General features: G+C 58.1%; 9 protein-coding genes and 1 other RNA gene. 9 read left to right on the plus strand and 1 reads right to left on the minus strand.

The window, feature by feature from the left end; translation table 11 throughout:
* Positions 1–4 precede the first annotated feature (4 nt).
* Complete coding sequence (locus ACQ4N7_RS10150) at positions 5–154, minus strand: hypothetical protein (RefSeq protein WP_430711488.1); 150 nt, start codon at positions 152–154, stop codon at positions 5–7.
* Between ACQ4N7_RS10150 and rpoB the strand changes: the two genes are divergently transcribed.
* The 9 genes from rpoB to ACQ4N7_RS10195 all read left to right on the plus strand — a co-directional run bounded on the left by rpoB (position 153) and on the right by ACQ4N7_RS10195 (position 13,824).
* Positions 153–3,461 (plus strand): DNA-directed RNA polymerase subunit beta, encoded by a 3,309-nt coding sequence (rpoB, locus tag ACQ4N7_RS10155; RefSeq protein WP_430711489.1) that lies wholly within the window; start codon positions 153–155, stop codon positions 3,459–3,461. The genes ACQ4N7_RS10150 and rpoB overlap by 2 nt on opposite strands.
* 103 nt (positions 3,462–3,564) lie before the next feature.
* Positions 3,565–5,439, plus strand: coding sequence for a DNA-directed RNA polymerase subunit gamma (locus tag ACQ4N7_RS10160; protein ID WP_430711490.1), 1,875 nt, complete (start codon positions 3,565–3,567; stop codon positions 5,437–5,439).
* A 47-nt stretch (positions 5,440–5,486) separates the two neighbouring features.
* Entirely contained in the window at positions 5,487–9,482 is a 3,996-nt protein-coding gene (locus tag ACQ4N7_RS10165) for a DNA-directed RNA polymerase subunit beta' (protein ID WP_430711491.1), read from the plus strand.
* A gap of 195 nt (positions 9,483–9,677) precedes the next feature.
* On the plus strand, positions 9,678–10,223 hold the full coding sequence (locus ACQ4N7_RS10170; RefSeq protein ID WP_430711492.1) for a hypothetical protein: 546 nt from the start codon (positions 9,678–9,680) through the stop codon (positions 10,221–10,223).
* Between the two features lie 42 nt (positions 10,224–10,265).
* Positions 10,266–10,643: RNase P RNA component class A (rnpB, locus tag ACQ4N7_RS10175), an RNA gene on the plus strand.
* Between the two features lie 21 nt (positions 10,644–10,664).
* Positions 10,665–11,387: a ribonuclease III gene (gene rnc / locus ACQ4N7_RS10180; protein WP_430711493.1), complete on the plus strand. Its 723-nt coding sequence runs from the start codon at positions 10,665–10,667 to the stop codon at positions 11,385–11,387.
* Positions 11,362–12,438, plus strand: coding sequence for a Gfo/Idh/MocA family protein (locus tag ACQ4N7_RS10185; protein WP_430711494.1), 1,077 nt, complete (start codon positions 11,362–11,364; stop codon positions 12,436–12,438). The genes rnc and ACQ4N7_RS10185 overlap by 26 nt, the downstream gene beginning before the upstream one ends.
* A 299-nt stretch (positions 12,439–12,737) precedes the next feature.
* On the plus strand, positions 12,738–13,082 hold the full coding sequence (locus tag ACQ4N7_RS10190) for a hypothetical protein (RefSeq protein ID WP_430711495.1): 345 nt from the start codon (positions 12,738–12,740) through the stop codon (positions 13,080–13,082).
* A gap of 97 nt (positions 13,083–13,179) precedes the next feature.
* Positions 13,180–13,824 (plus strand): hypothetical protein, encoded by a 645-nt coding sequence (locus ACQ4N7_RS10195; RefSeq protein ID WP_430711496.1) that lies wholly within the window; start codon positions 13,180–13,182, stop codon positions 13,822–13,824.
* The last annotated feature ends 100 nt before the right edge of the window (positions 13,825–13,924 follow it).

The raw sequence follows: 13,924 nt of genomic DNA on the forward strand, positions 1-13,924 counted from the left end.
TGATTTAGGTGCTGGGGCGATCGCTGTTGAACAGCCTCTCCCCAGCGTTAGGCCGCCCTGCTTTACCGCCCCGATTTGCCCACCCGCTCCGTTCGAGATGCGTCGTTACATCCTGACCCATCTGCACCTGGCTGACCTGCACTAGGAGACCCATGACTGAAACCACCGTTTACCAAGCTCCCCCCAACTTTGTTCTGCCCGACCTGGTAGAAATTCAGCGGTCTAGCTTTCGCTGGTTCCTAGAAGAAGGATTGATCGAAGAGCTAGAGAGCTTTTCTCCTATTACCGACTACACCGGTAAGCTCGAACTGCACTTTTTAGGTAAGCAGTACAAGCTCAAGAGCCCTAAGTACGACGTGGACGAAGCCAAGCGGCGGGATGCTACCTATGCCGTACAGATGTACGTGCCCACCCGGTTGATCAACAAAGAAACCGGTGAGATCAAGGAGCAGGAAGTCTTTATTGGCGACCTGCCGCTGATGACCGATCGCGGCACTTTCATTATCAACGGGGCCGAGCGGGTGATCGTCAACCAGATCGTGCGCAGCCCTGGGGTCTACTACAAGGCCGAAACCGACAAAAACGGTCGCCGCACCTACAACGCCAACCTGATCCCCAACCGCGGAGCCTGGCTCAAGTTTGAGACCGATAAAAACGATCTGGTCTGGGTTCGAATTGACAAAACCCGCAAGCTGTCGGCGCAGGTGCTGCTGAAGGCACTGGGTCTCACCGACAATGAGATCTTTGACTCGCTGCGCCACCCCGACTACTTCCAAAAAACGATTGAAAAAGAAGGGCAGTTCAGCGAAGAAGAGGCTCTGCTGGAGCTATACCGCAAGCTGCGTCCTGGTGAGCCTCCCACGGTTGCTGGCGGGGAGCAACTGCTGCACTCCCGTTTCTCCGACCCCAAGCGGTACGACCTGGGTCGAGTCGGGCGCTACAAGCTCAACCGCAAACTGCGCCTCAACGTGCCCGATGCCACGCGGGTGCTGACACCCACCGACATTCTGTCGGCGATCGACTACCTGATCAACCTGGAGTTCGATATCGGCTCCATTGACGACATTGACCACTTGGGCAATCGCCGGGTGCGCTCCGTCGGCGAACTGCTGCAAAACCAGGTTCGGGTGGGCCTCAATCGCCTGGAGCGGATCATTCGTGAGCGAATGACCGTCTCCGACTCCGACTCGCTGACTCCGGCATCCCTGGTGAACCCCAAGCCGCTGGTAGCAGCGATTAAGGAGTTCTTTGGCTCCAGTCAGCTGTCTCAGTTTATGGATCAAACCAATCCCCTAGCCGAGTTGACCCACAAGCGCCGCATTAGCGCCCTCGGCCCTGGCGGTCTGACCCGGGAGCGAGCTGGCTTTGCCGTGCGCGACATTCACCCCTCCCACTACGGGCGCATTTGCCCGATCGAAACCCCGGAGGGGCCAAACGCGGGCCTGATTGGCTCTCTGGCCACCCACGCCCGAGTCAATGAGTTTGGCTTTATCGAAACGCCTTTCTTTAAGGCTGAGAATGGCCGCGTCTTCAAAGATGTCGAGCCCATCTATATGACCGCCGACGAAGAAGACGATCTGCGGGTCGCCCCAGGCGACATTGCCACCGACGAGAATGGCTACATCATTGGCGACACCATTCCGGTCCGCTATCGCCAGGACTTCACCACCACCGACTCCACTGAGGTGGACTACGTGGCCGTATCGCCCGTGCAGATTATCTCGGTGGCTACCTCGCTGATTCCCTTCCTGGAGCACGACGACGCCAACCGCGCTCTGATGGGGTCTAACATGCAGCGTCAGGCGGTGCCTCTGCTTCAGCCTGAGCGCCCGCTGGTGGGTACAGGCCTTGAGGCCCAGGCCGCCCGCGACTCCGGTATGGTGATTATCAGCCGCACCGATGGCGAGATTGTGTACCTCGATGCCGACATGATCAAGGTGCGTGATCCCGAAGGTAACGTCCACGAGTACGAGCTGCAGAAGTACCAGCGCTCCAACCAAGATACCTGTTTGAACCAGCGCCCAATCGTGTTCCCTGGGGAACAGGTGCAGTCTGGACAGGTGCTGGCCGATGGCTCGGCCACCGAAGGCGGTGAACTGGCTCTGGGGCAAAACGTGCTGGTGGCCTACATGCCCTGGGAAGGCTACAACTACGAGGATGCTATCCTGCTCAGCGAGCGCCTGGTGTATGACGATGTCTACACCTCCATTCACGTGGAGAAGTTTGAGATCGAGGCGCGACAGACTAAGCTTGGCCCTGAGGAAATTACTCGGGAAATTCCCAACGTTGGGGAAGATGCTCTGCGCCAACTCGACGAAACTGGCATCATCCGCATCGGTGCCTGGGTCGAGTCGGGCGACATTCTGGTCGGTAAGGTCACGCCTAAGGGTGAATCGGACCAGCCGCCGGAAGAAAAGCTGCTGCGGGCCATCTTTGGTGAAAAAGCCCGAGACGTGCGCGATAACTCTCTGCGGGTACCCAACGGTGAGAAGGGCCGGGTCGTCGATGTGCGGGTGTTTACCCGTGAGCAGGGAGATGAGCTGCCCCCCGGTGCCAATATGGTGGTGCGGGTCTATGTAGCTCAAAAGCGCAAGATTCAGGTGGGCGACAAAATGGCCGGTCGTCACGGCAACAAGGGGATTATTTCCCGCATTTTGCCCATTGAAGACATGCCCTACCTGCCCGATGGTACGCCCATCGATATTGCCCTTAACCCGCTGGGGGTGCCTTCCCGTATGAACGTGGGACAGGTGTTTGAGTGCCTGCTGGGCTGGGCGGCCGACAACCTGGATGCTCGATTCAAGGTGATTCCCTTCGACGAGATGTATGGCGAAGAAGCCTCTCGAAATTCTACCCACGGCAAACTGATGGAGGCCCGCGAAACCACCGGCAAAGACTGGATCTTTAACCCTGATGACCCCGGCAAAATTGTGCTGCGGGACGGTCGCACGGGGGAGGCCTTTGATAAGGCGATTACAGTGGGTCGGGCCTACATGCTGAAGCTGGTGCACCTGGTCGACGACAAGATCCACGCCCGTTCTACCGGCCCCTACTCTCTGGTGACCCAGCAGCCCCTGGGCGGCAAGGCCCAGCAGGGTGGTCAGCGATTTGGCGAAATGGAGGTGTGGGCGCTAGAAGCCTTTGGGGCCGCCTATACCCTCCAGGAGCTGTTGACGGTTAAGTCTGACGATATGCAGGGGCGCAACGAGGCGCTCAATGCGATCGTCAAGGGCAAATCGATTCCTCGTCCCGGTACGCCTGAGTCTTTCAAGGTGCTGATGCGAGAGCTGCAATCCCTCTGTTTAGACATTGCGGTGCACAAGGTCGAAACCCGTGAAGACGGTACCAGCCGCGATACCGAAGTCGACCTGATGGCCGACGTCAACAGCCGCCGCACCCCCTCTCGACCCACCTATGAGTCTATTGCTCGGGATGAGGAGCTAGAAGAAGTAGAAGACTAGTCCATCCCCGTGTCTGTCCCCAGGATTGTGCTTAGGCGGTCCTGGGAGGTAGACCTTATTCTCCATACCTAGACCAAGCGCCCTTTCAAGGAAAACACCCAGCATGGCCAAGCTAGAACAACGGTTTGACTACGTCAAAATCGGCCTCGCCTCCCCAGAGCGGATTCGCCAGTGGGGAGAGCGCACCCTGCCTAACGGTCAGATTGTGGGCGAAGTGACCAAACCCGAAACGATCAACTACCGCACGCTTAAGCCTGAAATGGACGGGCTGTTCTGCGAGCGCATTTTTGGCCCAGCTAAAGACTGGGAGTGCCACTGCGGCAAGTACAAGCGGGTGCGCCATCGGGGCATTGTATGCGAGCGCTGTGGCGTAGAGGTGACCGAGTCGCGAGTGCGCCGTCACCGGATGGGCTATATCAAGCTAGCTGCCCCGGTAGCCCACGTGTGGTATCTGAAAGGTATCCCAAGCTATATCGCTATTTTGCTCGATATGCCCCTGCGCGATGTGGAGCAGATCGTCTATTTCAATGCCTATGTTGTGCTGGACCCCGGCAATGCTGACAATCTCAGCTACAAGCAGCTGCTGACTGAAGACCAGTGGATTGAAATTGAAGACCAACTCTACGACGAGGAAACCGAGTTGTCCGGCGTCGAGGTTGGCATTGGGGCCGAAGCCCTACAGCGCCTGCTGGAGGACCTGGAGCTAGAGACCACGGCGGAAAAGCTGCGGGAGGACATTGCCAACTCCAAAGGCCAGAAGCGGGCCAAGTTGATCAAGCGCCTGCGGGTCATCGACAACTTTATCGCCACCGGATCGAAGACCGAGTGGATGGTGCTGGACGTGATCCCGGTGATTCCGCCCGACCTGCGGCCGATGGTGCAGCTCGACGGCGGCCGCTTTGCCACCTCGGACCTCAACGACCTCTACCGCCGGGTGATCAACCGCAACAATCGACTGGCACGCCTGCAGGAGATTCTGGCTCCAGAAATCATTGTCCGCAACGAAAAGCGGATGCTGCAGGAGGCCGTGGATGCTCTGATCGACAACGGTCGCCGGGGCCGCACCGTGGTGGGAGCTAACAATCGGCCACTGAAATCTCTCTCTGACATCATTGAGGGTAAGCAGGGACGCTTCCGGCAAAACCTCCTGGGTAAGCGGGTGGACTACTCGGGCCGTTCTGTGATCGTGGTTGGCCCCAAGCTGCAGATTCACCAGTGCGGGCTGCCTCGAGAGATGGCGATCGAGCTGTTTCAGCCCTTTGTTATCCATCGGCTGATTCGCCAGGGTTTGGTCAACAACATCAAGGCGGCTAAAAAGCTGATTCAGCACAACGACCCCAGCGTATGGGACGTGCTTGAGGAAGTAATTGAGAGCCACCCCGTCATGCTAAACCGGGCACCGACCCTGCACCGTTTGGGCATTCAAGCCTTTGAGCCGATTTTGGTGGAGGGTCGTGCGATTCAGCTGCACCCGCTGGTGTGCCCGGCCTTTAACGCCGACTTTGACGGTGACCAGATGGCTGTACACGTGCCGCTGTCGCTGGAAGCCCAGTCGGAGGCCCGCCTGCTGATGCTGGCTTCAAACAACGTGCTGTCGCCCGCCACGGGGCAGCCGATCATTACCCCTTCTCAGGATATGGTGCTGGGCTGCTACTACCTGACGGCGGAGAACCCTGACGCTACCAAGGGCGAAGGCCATTACTTCGCCAATATGGAGGACGCCATTATGGCCTTTGAACAGGGCCTAATTGATCTCCATGCCAAGGTGTGGCTGCGATTTGACGGGGAGGTTGAGTCTGACCAACCTAAGTCGACTGCCCCCGAGCGGATGGAGTCTGAGGACGGCACCATCACTGAAATCTACCCCGATCGCCGCGTGCGTTTAGACAGCGAGGGCAACTTGATTTCTCAGTACATTAAGACCACGCCGGGCCGGATTATTTACAACAAGGCGGTGCTCGACGCGATCGCAGGCTAGGGGCCACAACAACACAGCACGAACATCACACTACAAGGGCAAAACCTATGGCTGAGCAAGGGGCACCTCAATCCTCTCTGATCTTTCGGAACCGTATAATTGACAAAAAGCAGCTCAAGAAGTTGATTGCCTGGTCGTTTACCCAACACGGCACCGCGCGCACCTCCCAAATGGCCGACCGAATTAAGGAGCTGGGCTTTAAGTACGCTACCCGAGCCGGGGTTTCTATCAGCGTAGAAGACCTTCAGGTGCCGCAGCAGAAGAAAGGTATGCTGGCCGCTGCTGAGGAGGATATCCGCATTACTGAGGAGCGCTATACCCGCGGCGAAATTACCGAAGTAGAGCGTCTGACCAAAGTAATTGACACCTGGAACGACACCAGCGAAGAGCTGAAAGACCAGGTGGTCAAAAACTTTAAAGAAAATAACCCGCTCAACTCTGTCTACATGATGGCTTTCTCGGGAGCCCGAGGGAACATCTCTCAGGTGCGCCAGCTGGTGGGCATGCGAGGTCTGATGGCTAACCCCCAGGGGGAAATCATCGACCTCCCGATTAAAACCAACTTCCGCGAGGGGCTGACCGTTACCGAGTACGTGATTTCCTCCTACGGTGCTCGCAAGGGTCTGGTGGATACCGCCCTGCGGACGGCGGACTCGGGCTACCTGACTCGCCGTCTCGTCGACGTGTCGCAGGACGTAATCATCCGTGAGCACGACTGCGGCACTGAGCGCGGTATTCCCCTACGCAGCATGACCGACGGTGAGCGGGTGCTGATTCCTTTAGAGAACCGCCTGCTGGGTCGGGTAGTCGCCGAAGATGTGGTGCACCCCAAAACCGGTGAGGTGCTGCTGGAGAAAGATCATCCTGTGTCGCCAGAAACAGCAGAAATGCTGGCTGAAGCCGGCGTTGAAGGGGTAGTGGTGCGATCGCCCCTGACCTGTGAGGCGACCCGTTCTGTCTGCCGCCTCTGCTATGGCTGGAGTCTGGCTCACTCCGAAATGGTTGATTTGGGCGAGGCCGTGGGCATCATCGCCGCCCAGTCTATCGGTGAACCCGGCACCCAAATGACGATGCGGACCTTCCACACGGGCGGTACCTTTACCGGCGAAGTGGCACCCCGCATTCGGGCTGCCAAGGACGGCACTGTGAAGCTGCCCAAAAACCTCAAGACCCGCGCCTTCCGCACCCGCTACGGCGAAGAAGCCCTCATGCTGGAGGCCAACGCCGACATCGTGATCGAAGGCACGGGCAAAAATAAAACCGAGTCTCTGCCCCAGGGCACGATTTTGTTTGTCAACGACGGCGAGACGGTGCAAAAAGAGCAGCTGCTAGCTGAGCTACCCTCTGCTGGACGCACCCGTAAGGTGACTGAAAAGGCCACCAAGGACGTGACCTCTGATCTGGCTGGAGAAGTGAAATTTGCTGGCCTGGTCCAAGAAGAAAAAACCGACCGTCAGGGCAACACCACTCGTCTGGCCCAGCGGGGTGGTCTGCTGTGGGTGCTGGCTGGCGATGTCTACAACCTGCCCCCCAGCGCTGAGCCCGTGGTGCGCAACGGCGACTACGTCAACGCCGACGACACCCTGGCCGAAACCAAGCTCACGACCGAGCGGGGTGGTTTGGTGCGCCTGCCCGAAGCCGACGACGAGAAGGGCACCCGCGAGGTCGAAATTATTACGGCCTCGGTAATGCTAGACCAGGCTCAGGTCCGCAAAGAGCACGGCCAGGGCCGCGAACACTACTTCATTGAGACTGCCCATGGTCAGCGCTTCTCTCTGATTGCCACCCCTGGGGCTAAGGTCACCAGCGGTCAGGTCATCGCTGAACTTGAGGACGATCGCTACCACACCCAAACCGGCGGTATCGTCAAGTTCTCTGGCGTCGACGTAGCCAAAAAGGGCAAGGGCAAGCAGGGCTACGAAGTGGTGCAGGGCGGCACCCTGCTGTGGATTCCGGAAGAAGCCCACGAGGTCAATAAAGACATCTCGCTGCTGATGGTAGAAGACGGCCAGTATCTGGAAGCCGGAACTGAAGTTGTCAAAGATATCTTCTGCCAAAACAGCGGCGTGGTCGAAGTGACTCAGAAGAACGACATTCTGCGCGAAATTCTGGTCAAGCCCGGCGAAATCCACATGGTGGATGCGCCCGAGGACGTGATGGATCGCGATGGCACCCTAGTCAACGCTGGTGAAGAGGTAATGCCGGGTCTGGTGGCCGACGCTCTGCGCTATGTCGAGTATGTCGAGACTCCCGACGGCCCTGCCCTGCTGCTGCGCCCGGTCGAAGAATACGCTGTCCCCAATGAGCCCGCTGTGCCCAGCCAGGACAGCGCCGCCGATGCCGCCGGTTCAATCAAGCTGCGCGCCATTCAGCGCATTCCCTTCAAAGATGGGGAGCGGGTGAAGTCGGTGGATGGGGTTGAGCTGCTGCGCACCCAGCTGGTGCTCGACATCGAAGACGAGTCGCCCCACGTGGTGGCCGATATTGAGCTGGTGCCCGACGACGAAGACGCCGACCTGATGCGCCTGCAAATGGTGGTGCTTGAAACCCAGGTAATTCGTCGCGACGTGGTGGCTGACCAAACCCAGGGTAAAACCGTGACTCGGCTGCTGGTGGAAGACGGCCAGCAAATTGAGCCCGGAGCGGTGGTAGCTCGCACCGAGATTCGCTGTAAAGAGTCGGGCGAAGTGCGCGGTATTCGCGAAGGGCAGGAAGCCATTCGCCGCGTGCTGGTGGTGCGTGAGGCTGACCGCATGAAGGTCGACCTCCAGGGCAAGGAGCCTACGGTGAAGGTGGGCGATCTGGTGGTGGCAAACACCGAGCTGGCCCCCGGCCTTGTTCACGAAGAATCGGGCGAAGTTACCGGCATCGAGGATGGACAGATAGCGCTGCGTCTGGCTCGCCCTTATCGGGTGTCTACCGGGGCCGTTCTGCACATCGAAGATGGCGACCTGGTACAGCGGGGTGACAACCTGGTGCTGCTGGTGTTTGAGCGGGCTAAGACCGGCGACATCATTCAGGGTTTGCCTCGAATTGAAGAGCTGCTAGAGGCCCGCAAGCCGAAGGAAGCCTGTGTGCTGGCCGAGCGCCCCGGCAATGCTCAGGTGGTCTACAGTGATGATGAAACCGTAGAGGTTAAAATTGTCGAAGACGATGGCGTGGTTACAGAGTACCCCATTAGCCCTGGGCAAAACGTGCTGGTGTCAGATGGCCAGCGGGTCAGCACCGCTGAGCACCTGACCGACGGCCCCGCTAACCCGCACCAGATTCTGGAGGTGTTCTTTAAGTACAACCTCAGCCAGGGGATGGGCATTCACGATGCCGCTCTGGGTGCGCTGCAAAAGGTGCAGTCGTTCCTGGTCAACGAGGTGCAGTCGGTGTATCAGTCGCAGGGGATCGATATCTCTGACAAGCACACTGAGGTGATCGTGCGGCAGATGTCGTCGAAGTGCCGTATTGACGACGGCGGTGACACCACCATGCTGCCGGGTGAGCTGGTCGAAATTTACCAGGTCGAGCAGGTGAATGAAGCGATGGCAATCACCGGCGGTGCCCCGGCAGAATACACCCCGGTGCTGCTGGGTATCACCAAGGCCTCGCTGAACACCGACAGCTTCATCTCAGCGGCTAGCTTCCAGGAAACCACCCGGGTGCTGACCGAAGCGGCGATTGAGGGTAAATCTGACTGGCTGCGTGGTCTGAAAGAGAACGTCATTATCGGACGCTTAATTCCGGCCGGTACTGGCTACAACGCCTATGAGGAAACCCCGTCTCCAGAGCTTGACCCGGCCTATGAGTCGGCTATTTTGGATGACGATATGGTGCTGCAGGATGTGGTGCTGGATGACTTCACCGCCCGCAGCTACGATCTAGAGGGCAACCTCAGCATGCTCAACGACGACGAGATGATCGGCGGCATGTCCTTAGACGAAGGCGGTTCTCGCAATGGTGGGGCAGGCGAGGGCGACTTCGCTGGCCTTGGCAACAGTGCCGGGATGGACGATGATGACCTGCTGATCGACGATCAGACTGAAGCCGACTAGGTTGCGAGCCAGCTAGTATCCCAGTCTAGGCTGAGGTCCCGGTCGAGTCTTAAACTGGCTGGCCAAAGCTATATTAGGCGATCGCACCGACGTCCCGGCTGAGTTAACTCAGCCGGGACGTTGTGCTATTTAGGGTTTAATGAGGAGCTATCGTCGATTTATTGCGATCGCTCTACACATCTCCTGGCCCACGCTATGTCTATCTCTATCTTTTTGAGCTTCCCTAAACCCTGCTTTAAGCAGCAGGAGCTATTTATTCAGCAAGTGCGTGACTATCTTAAAGGCCGCGATTTTGCCCCTCGCACCCTGGGCGTCACTGACTACGATATGGATGCTCCACTGACCGCCATCCGGCGGCTGATGCTGGAGTCCAACGGCTTGATCACCGTAGCCTTTCGGCGCACCTTCATTGAGAAGGGTACAGCTCGCCTCCGTACTGATATTGATACCTTGAGCGAAGAAACCCTTGATGGTCAGTGGCTGACGACACCCTGGGCTCATATCGAACCGGCTATGGCCTATCAATTAGGCCTGCCAATATTGATCTTGCGGGAAAAAGGGGTGATGGCTGATGGCATTCTGGAGCGAGGCATCGCCGGGTTCTACATGCCTGAGTTTGATCTAGAGCAGCCGATTAGCAGCTACTTTTCATCGGGAGAGTGGAACGGCATGATTGGTCGTTGGGAGGGCTATGTCAGAGCCGTGGTCGAGAAAAAAGGTCGTCCACCGCTGCTGTTCTGACCGCTGCTTTATCTACCCCGGGGTTTAAACTAGAGACAAGAGGGAGGTAGCGTAGGTGGTTGCGGACTGGCGTCAGTCAGTCTGAGGAAAGTCCGGGCTCCCGAAAGACCAGACCTGCTGGGTAATGCCCAGTGCGGGCGACCGTGAGGATAGTGCCACAGAAACATACCGCCGATGGCCCTAGGTCAATGACTTGAGGGCACAGGTAAGGGTGCAAGGGTGCGGTAAGAGCGCACCAGCAGCATCGAGAGGTGCTGGCTAGGTAAACCCCGGTTGGGTGCAAGGTCAAGGGGCAAGGTTGGTCTTTTTCCGGCCCCGCCGTTGAGTACCGCAAGAGGCGTCTGGCAACAGACGTCCCAGATAGATAACCGCCCCCCCGGCAACGGGGGAACAGAACCCGGCTTATGTCTACCTCCTTCCCATCTACTTGCTCCACGCGCCGTGACTGAACTACCGCTCTCCCGTCAGCGGCAGCTCGAGCGCTGTGTGCAAACGCTGGGATTACCCGCTAGCCCTAACCTGGCCCGATTAAGCCAGGCGCTGACGCACAAGTCGGCTGATGCCCGCTATAACTACGAACAGCTTGAGCTGCTGGGGGATGCGGTACTGCGCCTGGCGGCTACAGAGTGTCTGCAGGAGAGCTTTTCTGAGGCCTCGGTAGGCGAACTCTCAGCGATTCGCTCGGTGCTGATTAGCGATCGCAGTCTAGCTCAACTGGCCCAGGAGCTGGGGCTGCATCCCTACCTGATTGTTGGCCCCGGCATGAAACCTGGCCCCACTCACCTGGCCGATGCCCTGGAAGCTGTAGTCGCCGTACTGTATTTAGAAACCCACAACCTGGAGCTGGTGCGAGCCTGGCTAGACGACTCGCTGCGCCAGCGGGCGATCGCAGTACACCAAGACCCGGTCAGGCAAAACTACAAAGTGGCCCTGCAAGAACTCACCCAGGCCCACAGCAAGGCCCTGCCTAGTTACCGCACCGCCGAACAGCAACCTGTAGACGGTGACCCCCAGCGGTATCAATCGACCGTATGGTTTCGGGAAACCTGTTGGGGAACCGGCTACGGCCCCACCAAAAAGCAGGCTGAGCAAGCGGCGGCAGCCGTCGCCTACGATCGCCTTCGCCAAACCCTTGTCCATGACCAACCCTCTGGTTCTCCATAATCAAGTTGCCCCCGATCAGGTTTCCCTTGATCTAGCCATTGTTGGCCTGGGCCGCTGGGGCCACCACCTGCTGCGCAACTTTCTCGCTCTGCCCGAGGCCAGAGTGGTTGCCCTGGTAGACCCCGATCGCCAGCGGCTGCACGACCTGTGCGATCGCTTTGGTCTAGCTGGCACTGTAGCCTGCTACGACAGCTGGACTGAAGCCATAGCTCACCCGGGCTTAGACGCAGCGGTGATCGCCACCCCCGCCAGCACCCACTATCCCATGATCAAAGCTGCCCTAGAGCAAGGGCTGCACGTGCTGAGCGAAAAACCGCTCACGCTGGAGCACGCAACCAGTGACGCCCTGGTTCAGCTAGCGGCAGGGCGGCAAAGGCAGCTAATGGTTGATCACACCTACCTGTTCCACCCGGCGGTGCAGCGCGGGCGAGAGCTTTGCCCAGAACTGGGTATGCTGCGCTACGGCTACGCAGCTCGTACTAACCTCGGCCCTGTGCGCCCCGATGCCGACGTGTTTTGGGATCTAGCCATTCACGATATTTCTATCCTTAACCACTGGCTGGGGATGCAGCCTACCGCCGTTGCCGCCTGTGGCCAGGCGTGGCTACAGACCCAGCCTCAGGCAAATGCTGCCTCAGGGCTGAGCGATACAGGCTGGCTGCGGTTGATTTATGACCGGGGCGATCGGTCCCACCCGCTAGAGGTCATGGTGCACATCAGCTGGGCCAACCCCGATAAGCAGCGGCGGCTGGCGCTGGTGGGCGATCGCGGCACTCTGGTGCTGGATGAAAGCCCGCAGGCTAACCCGCTAACCCTCTATCGAGGCCAGTTTCAGACCCAAGCGTACCCTTTTGTACCCATTGGGCCCCAGGTCGAGGCGATCGCGATCGCCTCAAACGAACCCCTGCGCGAAATGTGCCGCCACTTTCTTCAATGCGTTGCCGTCAATCAGCCTTCACCCATTTCCTCAGGGCAGCTGGCCACCGATCTGGTCAGGCTCATGGTCGCTATTACTGCGGCTGTTGAAACTGGCACAACCATTGTCGTTTAGGGACGGCCTTAGGAATAAGTACTCTATCCGCGGGCTAACAAAACTTTAGTGACCTTGCCCTGGTAGTTCTACTGAGGGATTGGGCAACATACATCGACGGGCCGATGTGTGCCGTGTTCCACGCAGGTTACTTTGTATACGTTGCTTCATGAACCTGCAACTTCATGAACCCTAAATTAAGCTTGCTTTGACAATTCAATCTGGCGGGTTATACCTGAAAAAACTCGTCGCCTTTCTGTCAGGGCCAAGGGTTTGAGTTCCTGGTTGTCAGCCTTTATTCTCCCTCACACACCTGAACTATGAACTACTCTTACTGGATTGCCGCGATAGCAGTTTTAGGGATTTGCGGTGTGCCTATGCAGGCTACGGCTGCCCCCCAAGACCTGCAAACAACGCCTATGACCATGGCCGATGCCCTGGCCGTTGAGAGCCACAACCAAGACCGCCTTAACCGTCTAGCTAATGAAGTCGATCAGCAGGTTGGACCGCAGGAAGGTGGCGGCATTGGCGAACTGGCTGACTCTTTGCAGATGCCCTTTCTCAACGACCTTGTAGACGAGTCTGGGGAGGTTAACTTACCCCTGGGGCTAACCGTTTACGATGCTATGGGCACTACATCGGTGGGGTTTGGCACTAAGTTCTAGCCCTGGCCAGCGGCTGCTTGGCCCTAGGCCCAGACTGCACCGCCAAGTTATTCCTCAGCCCGGTATACTACCAGGGAAGGAAAGAGGAATACTGGGTTTGGGCGTCGATCTTCGCAGCTATGTTTACATTGACAATCTTCAACCCCAGCATGCGGCCTATATGGGCACTGTATCGCTGGGGTTTTTGCCGCTGCCGGGCGATGCTTCCCTTTGGATAGAAATCTCCCCCGGTATTGAGATCAACCGCATTCTCGATATTGGCCTCAAAGCAGCGGTAGTGCGTCCGGGCACGCTGATAGTGGAGCGCCTCTACGGGCTGCTTGAGATTCATGCCAGTAACCAGGGTGAGGTCCATGCCGCTGGTGGGGCCATGCTCTCGGCTCTGGGGGTGTCTTCTTACCGCGAGCGGCTCAAGCCCCGCATTATCTCTAGTCAGGTTATTCGCAACCTTGACTCACACCATGTGCAGCTCATCAACCGCACGCGCCGGGGCAACATGATTGTTGCGGGACAAACTCTCTATGTGTTTGAGGTAGAGCCAGCGGCCTATGCCTCTCTAGCAGCTAATGAAGCCGAGAAAGCCGCCTTGATCAATATTCTGCAAATTAGCTCGGTGGGCAGCTTTGGGCGGCTTTATCTGGGAGGGGAAGAACGCGACATTTTGGCCGCTCAGCAGGCCGTGCTGGCGGCCATGGAAGCCGTTCCGGGACGTGAACAGAAGGTTGACCAGCGCAACGAGTAAATTTGGTTGAAGGTGCCGCGCTAGCGACCTGGATGTTGCCCGGTCAAACTATTTGCCTCAACTATTCTTTACAAAACCGAACCTGAAATAGATGGTAGGC

The organism is Nodosilinea sp. AN01ver1 (assembly GCF_050565655.1).
Taxonomy (GTDB): domain Bacteria; phylum Cyanobacteriota; class Cyanobacteriia; order Phormidesmidales; family Phormidesmidaceae; genus Nodosilinea.